Origin of the sequence: Treponema sp. SP13 (assembly GCF_050938355.1) — a bacterium.
GTDB classification, from domain to species: domain Bacteria; phylum Spirochaetota; class Spirochaetia; order Treponematales; family Treponemataceae; genus Treponema_D; species Treponema_D socranskii.
In genome coordinates this window covers 843,535-856,786 of record NZ_JADOVM010000001.1, presented here as the reverse complement: position 1 = coordinate 856,786, position 13,252 = coordinate 843,535, and the positions used below count along the sequence as shown (strand labels likewise).

Annotated in this window: 13 protein-coding genes; 10 read left to right on the top strand and 3 right to left on the bottom strand. The window is 50.0% G+C overall.

All coding sequences use genetic code 11. From position 1 onward, the window contains the following. Together IZU26_RS03765 and IZU26_RS03760 are read right to left on the bottom strand one after the other, a co-directional pair. A complete protein-coding gene (locus IZU26_RS03765; RefSeq protein WP_433276887.1) occupies positions 1-1,125 on the bottom strand; it encodes a methyltransferase in 1,125 nt (374 codons plus the stop codon). 95 nt (positions 1,126-1,220) lie between these two features. Next, positions 1,221-1,478 (bottom strand): SemiSWEET family transporter, encoded by a 258-nt coding sequence (locus IZU26_RS03760; protein WP_021331602.1) that lies wholly within the window; start codon positions 1,476-1,478, stop codon positions 1,221-1,223. Between the two features lie 356 nt (positions 1,479-1,834). Between IZU26_RS03760 and IZU26_RS03755 the strand changes: the two genes are divergently transcribed. The 4 genes from IZU26_RS03755 to IZU26_RS03740 all read left to right on the top strand — a co-directional run bounded on the left by IZU26_RS03755 (position 1,835) and on the right by IZU26_RS03740 (position 6,892). Further along, entirely contained in the window at positions 1,835-2,866 is a 1,032-nt protein-coding gene (locus IZU26_RS03755) for an ABC transporter substrate-binding protein (protein ID WP_433276884.1), read from the top strand. A 78-nt stretch (positions 2,867-2,944) separates the two neighbouring features. Then, positions 2,945-4,054, top strand: a complete 1,110-nt coding sequence (locus IZU26_RS03750) for an ABC transporter ATP-binding protein (RefSeq protein ID WP_433276882.1) — start codon at positions 2,945-2,947, stop codon at positions 4,052-4,054. Further along, positions 4,051-5,778: an ABC transporter permease gene (locus tag IZU26_RS03745; protein ID WP_433276880.1), complete on the top strand. Its 1,728-nt coding sequence runs from the start codon at positions 4,051-4,053 to the stop codon at positions 5,776-5,778. The genes IZU26_RS03750 and IZU26_RS03745 overlap by 4 nt, the downstream gene beginning before the upstream one ends. Before the next feature lie 4 nt (positions 5,779-5,782). Then, positions 5,783-6,892 (top strand): ABC transporter ATP-binding protein, encoded by a 1,110-nt coding sequence (locus IZU26_RS03740; protein ID WP_180484964.1) that lies wholly within the window; start codon positions 5,783-5,785, stop codon positions 6,890-6,892. 70 nt (positions 6,893-6,962) lie between these two features. On the opposite strand, the gene IZU26_RS03735 is transcribed toward IZU26_RS03740, so the two are convergent. Further along, a complete protein-coding gene (locus tag IZU26_RS03735) occupies positions 6,963-7,739 on the bottom strand; it encodes an Rpn family recombination-promoting nuclease/putative transposase (protein ID WP_433276878.1) in 777 nt (258 codons plus the stop codon). A 251-nt stretch (positions 7,740-7,990) separates the two neighbouring features. Here IZU26_RS03735 and IZU26_RS03730 point away from each other — a divergent pair, with 251 nt between their 5' ends. From IZU26_RS03730 to IZU26_RS03705, 6 genes are all read left to right on the top strand, one after another. Further along, complete coding sequence (locus tag IZU26_RS03730) at positions 7,991-10,258, top strand: helix-turn-helix transcriptional regulator (RefSeq protein ID WP_433276876.1); 2,268 nt, start codon at positions 7,991-7,993, stop codon at positions 10,256-10,258. Further along, positions 10,245-11,012: an MmcQ/YjbR family DNA-binding protein gene (locus IZU26_RS03725; RefSeq protein ID WP_310823088.1), complete on the top strand. Its 768-nt coding sequence runs from the start codon at positions 10,245-10,247 to the stop codon at positions 11,010-11,012. The genes IZU26_RS03730 and IZU26_RS03725 overlap by 14 nt, the downstream gene beginning before the upstream one ends. A 17-nt stretch (positions 11,013-11,029) precedes the next feature. Next, positions 11,030-11,896: an NAD(P)/FAD-dependent oxidoreductase gene (locus IZU26_RS03720; protein ID WP_310823087.1), complete on the top strand. Its 867-nt coding sequence runs from the start codon at positions 11,030-11,032 to the stop codon at positions 11,894-11,896. Between the two features lie 143 nt (positions 11,897-12,039). After that, positions 12,040-12,291 carry a CopG family transcriptional regulator gene (locus IZU26_RS03715; RefSeq protein WP_310823085.1) on the top strand — a complete coding sequence of 84 codons (252 nt, stop codon included), beginning with the start codon at positions 12,040-12,042 and terminating at the stop codon, positions 12,289-12,291. After that, positions 12,269-12,697 (top strand): type II toxin-antitoxin system VapC family toxin, encoded by a 429-nt coding sequence (locus tag IZU26_RS03710; RefSeq protein ID WP_433276873.1) that lies wholly within the window; start codon positions 12,269-12,271, stop codon positions 12,695-12,697. The genes IZU26_RS03715 and IZU26_RS03710 overlap by 23 nt, the downstream gene beginning before the upstream one ends. Beyond that, complete coding sequence (locus IZU26_RS03705) at positions 12,694-13,236, top strand: glutathione peroxidase (RefSeq protein ID WP_021331638.1); 543 nt, start codon at positions 12,694-12,696, stop codon at positions 13,234-13,236. The genes IZU26_RS03710 and IZU26_RS03705 overlap by 4 nt, the downstream gene beginning before the upstream one ends. The last annotated feature ends 16 nt before the right edge of the window (positions 13,237-13,252 follow it).

Sequence of the window (13,252 nt, the reverse complement as noted above, 5' to 3'; positions counted from 1 at the left end):
CTAGGCCTTCTTTCGGAATACGAGCAGCGAATAGCTGTTCGAGCCGAGATTGTGATGTTCGTGCTTCAGTGCAAAGCCTGCCGCTTCGACGGCATCGACGAGTTCGCGGAAGCGGTACATTTTACTCGTGCCGTTTGCCATGCACGTAAAGTAAAGCGATGTCGCCTGCAGCGAATACGAGCTCGCTTCAAAGCGCTGTTTGTCCCACAGAGGTTCGAGTACGTACACATTCGTTTCGGGCTTCGCCGCACTGTGCACTTTCGTTAAAATTTTCGTCACCTGCGGAAGCGAAAAGCAATCGAGGAATTGACTCATCCACACGGCATCGGGCGCCGTCGGAAGGGATGTCGTTTCGTCGAGTACGTTGCACGGATGTACGGCGATCCTGTCTGAGAATTCCGCATTTGCCGCATTTTTTTCAGCGACGGCCGTCTGTCCGGGCAAATCGACGATCGTCACGTGTACGTCTTTATCGTAAGAGCAGCATGCGACAGCCCATTTTGCGGTGTTGCCGCCGATGTCGACGAGATGCTGCGGCTTGTCGTCGAACACGATCGGAAGCGCTTCGGGAAAGGCGATGTCGCTGTAAAAATGATCGAACGCGAACCAGCTGTGCTTTGCCCGGTCGGGCAGCGAAGAGAGCGCTTCGTAGATCGTCGCCCATTGCGTGCCGAAATATTTCAATCCTGCCGGTTTTCCCGTTCGGATCGATTCATCCAAATCGTAAGCGCCCATATAACAGATATCGTTTGTAAAATTGAAATTCGCCTTTGTCAAATCGTCTTCGAGCAGCATCCAACCGATTTTTCCGATGATAAATTTTTCGGCTTTGCCATCGTCCGTTCGGCTGTCCTGAGTGAGCTTTATGACACCCATGCCGAGCGCCATTTCGCAGAGCACGCCGACGCCGTATTCCGAAACGCCCGTCTTTGCAGCGAGTTCCGCCCTGGTGATACCTTCGTCTCCCGCTCTTTCGATCGCTCGCAAAATATTCAAATTGAGCATGGCGCGGATCGCTTGAAATGTGAGCGGCGCAAACGCTATTTTTTGCGCTTCGAATTTCGCATCGACGGCGCGAAGTTCGTCCATTTTAAATCTTTCCGCATCGTAAAAAGCTTTATCCATATTGAGTAAATAATTTTATCATAGGGCGCGGCATGCGTCAATGTAGCGGAATTTATAAGCGGTGATGCGTGCGAGCCGTAGGCGTACCGGTTCGATTAAAAGGCAGCGAATGTTGCAATTAGTCCGAAGATAACGCCGGGCAGATTTGCTGCCGATAAAGGATAGTCGCGTTTCTCTTTTAAAAGTCCGTAAGCCGTCCATATAGTACAGTTGACCGCGGCAGCTAAAGGCTGTATAAACGGCGTTTTGTGTCCGTGAACGTCACCCCATATTTGGGGAATGTATGATACATACATAAACACTGAAAGTACCGTTCCGATCCAGCCCAAAATTTTCAATTTTTTTTCGCTCATCCAGTTCCCCTTGCGGATCCTGTGCCCGCATATATGCGCCACTATATCGTAATTGTAAAAAAGACACAATCAACAACCCCGACGCAGAGCGACGGGGTATGAAATCCTCCGCACGAATAAATCGCGTTATCGTTTCGCCCCGTACCAGCTGTATGCTCGGCAGCGGTCCTGCCGTTTGCCGCGGAACCTTTATCATTTGCTGAATTCGCGGTTTAAAAAACGGTTTTTTCAGCCGATGTCCGAAATTTACACTGGCAAAATATACGATATGATTTATACTGTACGCACAATCAAAGAAACTGTCCGAAAATCGAAGCTTTTGGACAGCCACATCGATCACGTTTTAGGAGAATGATATGCACAAGCGAATCGCAGCCGTATTGACGGCAATCCTATTGATCGCGGGAATAATCTCGTGTTCGAAAAAAAGCGCGGAATCCTCCGGGAAAGCGACATCTTCGTCGCAGTCCGGATCGGTCATGTTGTATTCGTCGCTGAAAGAAGCGCAGCTCATCGCGGTAAAAGAAGGGTTTACCAAAAAATACCCGAACATCGTTATGGATTATTATGCTGCGGGAACGAGCAAAGTCGCGACGAAGATGGCTGCGGAAAAGCAGTCGGGTCAAATCGCCTGCGATTTGGTATGGGTCGGCGATCCGTCGAACTATATCACATTCAAAGAGCAGGGTATCCTCGAACCCTATGCGTCTCCCGAAGCCGCTCACGTCGACGCGTTGTATAAAGATCCCGAAAATTATTATTGCGGCGGACGCATGGTCGTCATGGGTTTCGCATACAATACGAATACGGTAAAACCGGAACAGGCGCCGAAAACGTGGAACGATCTGCTCGATCCGTTTTATAAAAATCAAATCGTTATGACCGATCCCGGCGAATCGGGAACGACGTTTTACGCGGTCGCGGGTTTGCTCGCCGACGCGAAATACGGCGAAGCTTATTTTAAAAAATTAAAAGCGGCGGGCACCGAACTTGAAAGCGGTACGACGTCGACGCATACGAAAGTCGCTGCGAGCGCATATAAAGTGTGTATCGCCGTCGACTACGTTACGCAGACGCTCGAAAGCGACGGCTCTCCGATCAAATTCGTGTATCCCGAAACCGATCTCGTCGCCATTTCAAGTCCGATCGCGCTCATTAAAAATTCCGCGAATCAGGAAAACGGCAAACTTTTGTACGATTACATCCTGTCGGAAGAAGGTCAGAAGATTTTGAGCGAACACGGCTGTGCGTCGATCAGAGACGACGTTCAAAAAGAGGGCAGTCTCTCTCCGTCGGAAATCGCCAAGCGTGCTATGAAAATCGACGACGCGGAAATTGCAAAGCACAGCGGCGATGTTCTCGCCGTCTTCGATAAAATCTTCAAATAAAAATTGCACGGCGGCGTTGCTCGTTATCGCGGCCGCCGCCGTATGCTGCGGTTTTCCATAAACCGATTCGGTACGTATATGGCTCAGATAAAATTCGATTCCGTTACATTCAGATACGGAGGGCACACGATATTCGAGGATTTTTCGCTCACGGTGGACGAAAGTCAAATCCTCGGCGTCGTCGGTCCGTCCGGCTGCGGCAAAACGACGCTCATCCGCTGTCTCTGCGGATTTATTAAACCGGAAAAGGGCGAAATCTACATCGGCGACACATGTGTGTTCAGCGCAAAAAAGCGTATCAACGTTGCGCCCGAAAAACGCAATATCGGCGTCGTCTTTCAGGATTACGCGGTGTGGCCGCACATGACGGTGTGGGAAAACGTCGTCTATCCGATGAAAAAGAAAAAGATGCCGAAAGACGAAATACAAAAAAAAGCGGAGTTCGCGCTTTCTCAAGTACGGATGGAAAAATATAAAAATCACTTGCCGTCTCAGCTGTCGGGTGGGCAGCAGCAGCGCGTTGCGATCGCGCGTTCTCTCGTGTCGTCGGACGACGTTATCGTACTCGACGAGCCGATTACGAACCTCGACGCAAAGCTCCGCGAAGAGATGCTCGTCGAAATACGGCAGATCCAGCGGACGGTCGGTACGACGATTTTATATATAACGCACGATCAGCAGGCGGCTTTGCAGCTCTGCGATAAAATCGCGGTGATGAATCCCTCCGGTGCTTTAAGCCAAATCGGCACCGACGAAGAGATACTGCTCACCCCCGCCGATAAATTCGTCTTTACGTTTATCGGCGTATCGAATTTTATTCCGGTAAAGAAAAAATCAGACGGTATGTATTTCGATTTGAACGGCAAAGAGATACGCTACGCCGATGTCCCCGAATCCGCTTTGCCGTCCGATGTGACGAACGGCGAATACGATATGGGCATCCGTCCATCCGACATCGTTTTCGATGAAACCTCTTCCGTGCGCGGTACCGTAAAGAGTTCGAGTTTTCTCGGAAGCGAAAGCACCTACTTTGTCGATTTCGAAGGCAAGGAAATACGCGTCGAACAGGGTACGCTCGACATGCTCAATTCCCGCGAATATGTGCCCGGCGACGTTGCGGGGCTGAAGTTCATCAATCCGAAATACTATGCGCGGGGAAAAACCGCCCGGGCGGCGGAGGCTGTATGATGTTTAAAAACCGCAATGCCGATTTGGCAAAGCTCGACGGCAAACGTTTTGCCTTGAATCTCGACGGTGTCATGACGGCGCTCAGCTTTGTGATTTTGTTTATCGTTGTCATCATTCCGATCTTTATGATCATCTACAACGCGTTTTTTTACGAACACCGATTCGACTTGGGTTTGTTTGCACGCGTCATCGGCAACAAAGACAATATCGGCGCCATGTGGAATACGATCGTCATCGCGTTTTGGGTGACGGTGCTCGGTACGATCGTGGGGCTTTTTTACGCGTGGCTGCTCGGCAGAAGCGACATCCCGCTCAAAGGCCTCATGCGCAGCCTCTTTACGATCCCGTATATGTTTCCGCCGTTTTTCGGAGCGATGGCGTGGGATTTGATGCTTTCCGCTCGCGGCGGCTATATCAACAATTGGATCATGTCGACTTTCCATTTGCAAAAGGCGCCCGTCAACATCAATTCGGTGTGGGGTATCATATTCGTCGAAGTGTCGTATTATTTTCCGTTCGTGTTTATGCAGGTCGTCAGCGCGCTTGAACGCATGGATCCGACGCTCGAAGAATCCGCGCGCATCGCCGGTGCAAAGCAGGGCTACGTTATCAGAAGAATCACGCTTCCGCTCGTGCTGCCTGCCATATCGTCGGGTGCGCTGCTCATCCTCATTTCATCGCTCGCGCATTTCGGCGTTCCGTCGATTCTCGGATTTTCGCAAAATATCTATACGCTGCCGACGAAGATTTATCAGTTGATAAACCGTGCGGCCGGCGATTTCAACGGCATCCGCGAAGGTGCGGCTCTTTCGGTTTTGCTCGTCATAGTCGTGTCGATCGCTCTCGTTATTCAAAAGCTCGTGCTGCGCTCGGGCAGCTACGATATCATCAAAGGAAAGAGCATGCGCCCGACGCTGATCAAATTGCGCCACGGAAAATATCCGCTGTTGGTCGTCGCATTTTTGTCGCTCATCGTCATCGTGCTCGTACCGCTCGTTATGATTTTTCTCGTCGGATTTTTGAAAGCGTACGGACTGCCGCTTACGTTTGCAAACTTTACGTTTAAAAATTATGCGAATATATTGTTCGGCAATAAAATGGTAACGGATTCGATCCGCAATTCGCTGTTTCTTTCCGTTTCCGCCGGCGTATTGAGTATGTTCCTCGGCGTTATGATCGCGTACGTTGTCAACAAAATCAAACCGAAGGGCAAGGGCATTTTGGAAATCGTTTCGGTACTTCCGTATTCGATTCCGGGAACGGTACTCGCCATCGGCGTTATCCTCGCGTGGTCGGGCGTCATCTTCCATATCAATTTATATAATACGATTTGGATCATCCTCATCGCGTACATCGCGCGTTATCTGTCGTTTTCGATGAAGTCCGCGTCCGCGTCTTTACAGCAAGTGCATCCGTCTCTCGAAGATGCCGCGCGTTCGTGCGGGGCGTCTCACAGTGAGGCGCTCAAAGACATAACGCTGCCTCTTATCCGGCCGGCGATGGTGTCGGGATTTTTCCTGATCTTTTTGCCGGCTATGCGCGAACTTACCACATCGGTGCTGCTCTACGGTCCGTATACGCGGACGCTCGGGGTGGCGATTTACTCGCTGCGCAGCGACGGTTATATCCAGAGAGCTTCCGCGCTCGCTTCGGTAGCCATCATATTGATCATCGTGTGTAATACGATCGTCACGCAGATTACAAAAGAGAGAAAAGGAAGGTAGAGACGTGGCTCAAGTCGTATTAAAACACGTTACGAAAAAATTCGAAGAAAAATCGATAGAGTCGGTTGTCGCGGTAGACGACTTCAATCTCGAAATTGAAGAGGGCGAATGCTTTTCGTTTCTCGGCCCGTCGGGCTGCGGCAAAACGACGACGCTCCGCATGATCGCGGGCTTCGAAGATTTAACCGAAGGCGAAATTCATTTATGCGGGCGGCCGGTGTCGGTCAAAAGCAAAAACTTGTACGTGCCGCCGGAAGAACGCGGATTGGGTATGGTGTTTCAAGCGTTCGCGGTGTGGCCGCACATGAACATTTTCGAAAACGTCGCGCTGCCGCTCAAAGTGCAAAAAGTCGCACGGAACGAAATCAAAGAGCGGGTTGCCGCAGCTCTTTCGTATACGAATTTGGACGGATTGGAATCGCTCTATCCGGGAAATCTTTCCGGCGGACAGCAGCAGCGCATCGCTCTTGCGCGCGCGATCGTGACGAATCCGAAAGTCATGCTGCTCGACGAACCGCTTTCGAATCTCGATCCGAAACTGCGCGAGTCGATGCGTTTCGAAATCAAAGAGCTGCAGAAAAAATTCAATTTTACGATCATTTTCGTCACGCATGATCAGTCCGAAGCGATGGCGCTGTCCGACCGCATGATGGTTATGGATATGGGAAAGATCGTCCAAATCGATACGCCGCGCAATCTTTACAACAAACCGGTGAACAGATTCGTGCACAGCTTTTTGGGAAAATCGACCTTTGTCAAAGTCGAAATCAAAGACGGTAAAGCGTATCCCGACGGCGATTATTCGCAGGCCATTCCGTGCCGGCTTCCCGACGACGCGTCGAACGGGGAAAAGCGTTTTATGGCGGCGCGCCCGAATGCGATCAATCTGAATAAATCGGTCGGATATAAAACGAAAATCGAAAAGCGCGTGTTCCTCACCGATTGCACCGAATACTACGTAAAAGTCGGCGGACAGATGCTCCTCGTGCAGACGCCGCACCGCGTCGTATTCAGACAGGGAGAGGAGTGCTGTGTCGATTTGGTCGGCGTCATGTGGTATAAAGACGACGATAAAAACTCCGAAGAAGAGCGCGCTCGGCGTCAACTCGTATAACTGTGCGGGGCGCTTGCGTAAAGTTTATGCGCAAAGCGCTCCCGACGGCACAGTGCATTTGCATCCAAGTTTACAGCTTTTCCACTTCCGCTTCGCTGAGGCCGGTCATTGCGCAAATTTCCGCCACTTGATAATTGTGAGCGCGCATCAACTTTGCCGTTTCAATGGCTTTTTGATATAAACCGTCGGCAAAGCCTTTATCCCGGGCATCCATTTCAAACCCCGACATAAAGCGGTATTCCTGCCGTGCCTGTTCACTTTTTTTTACAGTTTGTATCATCGTTTCTATCCTCCCTGTATATTCCGTATTTGCGGCTCCTGTCTTGAGATATTCCAAAAAACCTTTAAGCTCCGCGTCCTTGGTTTTATTAAAAGCTTCCGCGTTTATTATAATCTTTTTTGTGCCGTCTTGTAAGGGTGTTTGCCGGTTTTCAATGCAGATGTTTTCAAAGGTGTAAAGCGGCCGGCTTTTGCCGATTGCATCGAAAAGGCAGACGAAAATAATGTAGCAGTCGTTTAAGGCTTTGTAATGCGTTCCCTTGTCCAAGAATGCTATGTCAATCGCTGCTTGATAGTATCGCATACGTTTCGGGATATTGTGTTCGTTCGATACCTGCATTTCGATATCGTAAGATTTGCCCGCTTCGTCTTTTACAAGTAAGTCGAGGCGTACCGACTTTGCTGCAACGCCGGTCGCTACGGTGTTTTGCGGCGACAGGTAGGCAATCTTCCCGATTTCGTTTGCCAAGACCATTTCGAGGAATTCTTTACAAATACCTTCATCCTGCATGATTTTACAGAACATAAAATCGTCGGCGATAGTCAGATCGTCAAAACTTTTGTGCATAAGCGTCCTCCGTTATATATATCGCGAAGATATTGCGATTTCGGAGTTTTTTGTAAAATGTAAGTTTCCTGTGCCGTACGCTCGTTGCAAGCTGCGCGCTCGGCGTCAACTCGTATAACTGTGCGGGGCGCTTGCGTAAAGTCTATGCGCAAGCGCTTCCGACGGCACAGTGCCGGATGCGGGAGTCGAGTGCTGAAAAAGCGGCGCGCTTGTGCTATACTTATTAAAAGCAGGTTTTGCTTTCGATGAGTATGAAAAATTCTACTTCGTATTACGCGGCATTTACGTGGTTGTTTCACTTTCTCACTGCAGCTCTGTCCTTTGTCGTCGTCGTTGCGATTTTGAGCGCGGCGCACGAAAAAATGGTACTGCGCGCCATTTCCAATATGACCGGCGAACTCGTGCAGTATGCCGACAGCACGGCAAAACAAGTGCACACGATGCTGACCGCCTGCACATATCAGAACTTTTACAATCCCCAAGTAACGAAACTGCGCACACAGGCCGACGTTTCCAATTTTGACGCGATACTCGCGATCAGGGTATTGAATTCGTTTACGAGCTCGAACGGCTTTATCGATTCGGTGTACGTGTACAACGCTCGCCGCGCATACGTCTATTCGACAAAGGAAACGGGTTCCGATACGTGCGGCGATTTTCCCGACAGGGGGGCCGTCGAATTGCTGACCTCAAAGGACGCGAGTTATCCGTATTTGATTTGGAGGGGCGATGTGTATTCGCTTATCATTTCGGAAACAGACGCCCGTGGCGTATGCACGAACGCGATGATGGTCAATTTCGACGCAAAAGAATTTAATAAATTGTATTTTCAATTTCCGTACGACAACTGCGTGCTCTACCGCCTCGATACCGATGAAATCGTGTTTCCCGATGTCGTTTCCGAAAATACGGCTTCCTGCGATTTTTCGGCGATACGGAACGCTTCGGCACTTTCGGGCTACATAACGGTAAAACCGCGCGCATCGGGGTATGCGGCGGGAAAGAAGGTGAGAGACACATCGTTTATCTATTCGTATCTTGCAGACCCGCAGCTCTACTATATACGCTGCATCGACGCCGACAGGCTTTCGTACGAACTCGAAAGTTTTCGGACGACCGCCGTACAGGTTGCCGCGATTATTCTCGTAAGCTGGCTTTTCGTTTCGCTGCTCATATTGATACGCTTTTACGTTCCGCTCAAAAAAGTTGTTAATTTTTTTGCCGTACAAACAGGGCAGAACGCTTCCGGTGAAGATGCGGTTTTTAATAATATCGATCAGTACCTTCAAAAAGAGCTCGTAAGCAAAGAAGCATCCGCTTCCATATTAAAGAGGGAATATCTGAAACAGCTGCTTACCTCTCCCGCTCCGGACGATGTCGATTTGCAAACGGCTTTCAGCGGCTGTGAAACCGAGCTCGATACATTGCATCCGCTGTACATCGTTTTAACCGCGTCCGAACTTTTGCCGGGTGTCGAACGAACGGCAGCGCAACCGGCATCGACGGCGGCAGAAAAATCCGCCGCCGAATCTGTAAAATGTGCGCCGGCGGAAACCGCGCGGCAAGGGGATGCTCCGTGTGCGGCGGAACGCGTTGCCGTCGACGATCTCTTTGCGTTTATCGTTCAGTTTTCGAGCGAAGAAAAAGCGTCCGCATATTTTGAGCGCATCGCGGGGAATGAAAAAGCCTTTGCGGTTATTTCCGAAAAAATCTGCGGCGCGTGCGATATGTACCGTTCTTTTACACGGCTTCGGGAATTGTATGCGGCGCGCATCTTTTACCGCGAAAAAGGGGCGGCGTATGAGCGTTATATCGATACGCGGAAAAGCGGCATGCGCTATCCGGAAGCGATCGAAGCGAAATTGATGCAGGCGCTCCGGGCCGGTAACCGTGCGGCGGCGGAAGCCTCTTACGGCGATACGGTACGCGAACTCTGCGAATACCGATACGCCGCGATCGTGTTTAATTTGAAGCGCCTTTATGTAAACCTTACGGCCGCGTTGGACGGTACGCCCTCCGCCGAAAAAGAGGAACGGCTGTACGACAGCGCCGACCGCATCGCTTTAGTCATCGAACAGGCGAAAGATATTTCGGACATAGATACGGAGTATTATGCGCTTATGGAAAAGATCTGTGCGCAGAGCGAAGAGCAGCATAAGCAAAAGCAAAAGAAAACGGCCGAGCGGATCAAACGGATCGTCGACGAGCAATTGTACGATGCACAGCTTTCTTCAAAGGCGATCGCGGACAGTCTCGGCCTGTCCGATACCTATGTTTCGAAATTGTTTAAAGCATCGGAAAATATTTCGATCGCAAATTATATCAATGAAGCGCGGATGGCGCATGCAAAGCGGCTTTTGCTGGAAACCGATTTGACGATAAAAGAGATCGCCGAGCGGATCGGCATATCGAACGGACAATATTTTTACGTGCTGTTTCGAAAATATTTCGGCGCATCTCCGGCACAGTTCAGGATGCGGCCGGAGCAGCTGACGGAAAAAGCGTATGGCGACGATTAAAGACATTGCAAATCTTGCAGGCGAATCTTTTTCGAGCATGACGATCGAAGAAGAAATCTTTGCGCGCTCGATTCCTGATTTTGCAAAACTTGTGAAATTCGGTTTTGTTAAAAACGGCTCGAAGTATTCGTTTTCCGGAAAATTTTTGAACGGCGATTTTACGGCCGACGTCGTTGTCACAGGCGGCGGAGATGTCAGCGCTTCGGTGTTCGACGTGCAGGCGGGCGAACGCTATCTTCCGCTCAGGGCGAAAAGCCGGCAAAGCGCGTTCGTAAACGAAGTGCGCGAAAGTTACCGAGCGTTTTTGCGGAAAATTAAAAACGCGTGCTTTGTGCCGCAACCGTTTTTGACGGATCAGGCGAACCGGATCGCGCGCGAAGCGGAAAAGCTTTTCGGCGATAAAATCGATTTTCCGTTTTCAACCGCTCCTGACTACGGCGTATTCAGAAATCCCGAAAACCGCAAGTGGTACGGAATCATTATGAATATACCGAAAAGCAAAATCGAAAAGCAGGGGCGCGCTGCCTCTCTTTCGGCGGACGATGCGATGGTCGAAATAATCAACGTAAAAATCGATCCTGAAAAAAGTATCGAGCTGAAAAAGCGGCGCGGTTTTTACGATGCGTATCACATGAGCAAAAAAAATTGGATAACGATTGCGCTCGACGGCAGCGTTTCCGACGGCCTTATCGTCGATTTATTAAAAAAAAGCCGTGCGCTCGTGTCGCCCCGCCCTTGTCGTGCGCGCTCATAAATACGTATATTTAAAGCATGGAACGATACGACATCGCGATAATCGGGACGGGGCCGGCAGGTTTGTCCGCCGCGCTCACCGCAAAAATTCGCAATAAAAATTTCGTGCTTTTAGGCAGCAAGCGTTTAAGCGAAAAAATCGAAAAAGCGCATGCGGTACAAAATTATCTCGGTTTGCCGAATATTACCGGAAGCGATATGCAAAAGGCGTTTTATGCGCACCTCGATGCGATGGGGATCGAGGTCACGGAAGCGCGCGTGCAGGCGGTATATCCTATGGGCACTTATTTCGGCTTACAGACGTCGATCGGTATGCTCGAAGCGGAAGCCCTTGTTTTGGCGACGGGCGTCGTCGCGGCAAAACCGTATCCGGGAGAGGAGCGCTTTCTCGGCAAAGGCGTAAGCTACTGTGCCACTTGCGACGCGCCGCTGTATAAAAATAAAACAGTTGCCGTAATCGCGTTCGGTGCGAATGAAGAGAGCGAAGCGAATTTCCTCGCTGACCTTGCGGCGAAAACGTATTATATTCCGATGTACAAAGGAGATGTGCACGTGTCGGATAAAATCGAAATCGTGCGCGAAGTGCCGAAATCGATCGAAGGCGATACCTCCGTGCAAGCGTTGGTAACCGACGCGGGAAAGATCCGCACGGACGGCGTCTTTATTTTGCGCGAAGCGATTTCTCCGAGCCGGCTCGTATCGGGCATCGAAGTCGACAACAACCACGTGCGCGTAAACCGCCGCATGGAAACGAGCGTCGCCGGCTGCTTTGCGTGCGGCGATCTCGTCGGTCCGCCTTATCAGTACAGCAAGTCGGCGGGCGAAGGGACGATCGCCGCCCTTTCTGCGGTAAGCTATCTCGATGCGAAAAAGCGGGGCGCGTAAATCGTGCGGTTTTTCGACGCGGAGTCCTGTGCAAAAGTCTGCGAAGGGCGGAGCGTCCGCAGGTATAAGGCGCCGCTGCGAACGGTGTGATACGCTTGACGGCCGGCGGTTTTTGTATTACACTGTGTATTACAGGGGGATGTATGACGACGGTACGTTTACCGATAGAATACGAACAAAAATTGATTGTGCTGGCAGAGCAAAAAAATAAAACCAAAAGCGAACTCATAAAAGAAGCGTTGGATATTTTCTTTCACAAAACGGAAGCGGAAAAAAATTCCTATGAACTCGGTGAACGGTATTTCGGTCGGCACGGGAGCGGTGACGGTTTTTTGTCCGTGCGGTATAAGCAAAGGGTAAAGGAAAAGGTACATGCTGCGCACCGTACTCATTGACGCGGGACCGCTTATAGCGCTCTTCGATAAAGACGATGCTTATCACAAACGTATCATAGAATTTATTAAAAACGGAAATTATAAATTCATGTCAACTGTCGCCGTTTTGGCGGAAGTCATGTATATGCTCGATTTTAATATAGCGGTACAAATCGATTTTTTGCGGTGGATAGCGGATGAAGGCGTTATTATTTATGAAATTAAGCAAAAGAATATCGCACGGATGATGGAGTTGATAAAAAAATACGGCGATCGGCCGATAGATTTTGCCGATGCGACTTTGATGATTACAGCTGAAGAAACGGGAATACGAGAAATCATCAGCATCGACGCGGATTTCGATATATATCGGCTGTTCGGGAAAATGAAATTGAAAAATATCTTTGATTACGGAGGTGTAAAATGACGATCTATGATTATTCGGTACAGGATGCGAACGGAAACGATATTTCGCTCGGCGATTACAAAGGCAAAGTGATGCTCATCGTAAATACGGCGACGGGCTGCGGATTTACGCCGCACTACAAAGAACTCGAAGCGATGTACGAAAAATATCACGACTCGGGCTTGGAAATAATCGATGTGCCGTGCAATCAATTCGGCGGACAAGCGCCGGGCACGGACGAAGATATCCGCGAATTCTGTACGCTGCATTACGACACAAAATTTCCGCAGATGAAAAAATCCGACGTCAACGGGTCGAACGCGTTGCCGCTCTATGCGTATTTGAAAACGCAAAAGAAATTCGAAGGTTTCGGCGACGGAAAAACGGCTGCGAAACTGGACGCGTTGCTTGCAAAAATCGACAGCGGCTACAAAGACAATCCCGACATCAAATGGAATTTTACGAAGTTCGTCATCGCACGGGACGGCACCGTCGTCTCACGTTTCGAGCCGACGGCATCTATGGACGATGTCGAAGCGTGCGTTGAACGCTGCATGTAAAACGAATAACATCCGA

Excerpts from the sequence above, each read along its gene's own strand:
- IZU26_RS03735 (WP_433276878.1), bottom strand. The coding sequence starts at position 7,739 with ATGCACAAAAGTTTTGACGATCTGACTATCGCCGACGATTTTATGTTC.
- IZU26_RS03730 (WP_433276876.1), top strand. The coding sequence starts at position 7,991 with ATGAAAAATTCTACTTCGTATTACGCGGCATTTACGTGGTTGTTTCAC.
- IZU26_RS03710 (WP_433276873.1), top strand. The coding sequence starts at position 12,269 with ATGCTGCGCACCGTACTCATTGACGCGGGACCGCTTATAGCGCTCTTC.
- IZU26_RS03715 (WP_310823085.1), top strand. The coding sequence starts at position 12,040 with ATGACGACGGTACGTTTACCGATAGAATACGAACAAAAATTGATTGTG.
- IZU26_RS03765 (WP_433276887.1), bottom strand. The coding sequence starts at position 1,125 with ATGGATAAAGCTTTTTACGATGCGGAAAGATTTAAAATGGACGAACTT.
- IZU26_RS03745 (WP_433276880.1), top strand. The coding sequence starts at position 4,051 with ATGATGTTTAAAAACCGCAATGCCGATTTGGCAAAGCTCGACGGCAAA.
- IZU26_RS03720 (WP_310823087.1), top strand. The coding sequence starts at position 11,030 with ATGGAACGATACGACATCGCGATAATCGGGACGGGGCCGGCAGGTTTG.
- IZU26_RS03760 (WP_021331602.1), bottom strand. The coding sequence starts at position 1,478 with ATGAGCGAAAAAAAATTGAAAATTTTGGGCTGGATCGGAACGGTACTT.
- IZU26_RS03725 (WP_310823088.1), top strand. The coding sequence starts at position 10,245 with ATGGCGACGATTAAAGACATTGCAAATCTTGCAGGCGAATCTTTTTCG.
- IZU26_RS03705 (WP_021331638.1), top strand. The coding sequence starts at position 12,694 with ATGACGATCTATGATTATTCGGTACAGGATGCGAACGGAAACGATATT.
- IZU26_RS03755 (WP_433276884.1), top strand. The coding sequence starts at position 1,835 with ATGCACAAGCGAATCGCAGCCGTATTGACGGCAATCCTATTGATCGCG.
- IZU26_RS03750 (WP_433276882.1), top strand. The coding sequence starts at position 2,945 with ATGGCTCAGATAAAATTCGATTCCGTTACATTCAGATACGGAGGGCAC.